Origin of the sequence: Paraburkholderia sp. SIMBA_054, assembly GCF_046534875.1 — a bacterium.
Classification (GTDB): Bacteria; Pseudomonadota; Gammaproteobacteria; order Burkholderiales; family Burkholderiaceae; genus Paraburkholderia; species Paraburkholderia hospita.
In genome coordinates this window covers 1-257 of record NZ_JAWRXV010001151.1, presented here as the reverse complement: position 1 = coordinate 257, position 257 = coordinate 1, and the positions used below count along the sequence as shown (strand labels likewise).

The window sequence follows — 257 nt, the reverse complement described above, 5'->3', positions numbered from 1 at the left end:
CGTCATGACACAGGTGCTTGCCGCAGTACGTGAACATGGACTCGATGCCGTGCTGCTCGCTGTGCAGGCTGCGTTGGATTCGGGACGTCCAAGTGGCGAGCACGTCCTGAACGTGCTGAGCCGGCTGAAGGCGCCCGTCACGAGTGCCAGCCTCGCCGATACGAAACTCCAGCTCAAGGAAGAGCCCGCGGCTGACGTGAGCCGCTACGAGACGTTACGCGCCCACCCACCGGAGGATCGTCATGTCTAACGACATC

At 62.6% G+C, this 257-nt stretch carries 1 pseudogene; it reads left to right on the top strand.

The features are described 5' to 3' along the window. Positions 1–250 (top strand): annotated as a pseudogene (locus SB822_RS58765) (IS21 family transposase); the annotation flags it as partial. Positions 251–257: the final 7 nt, after the last annotated feature.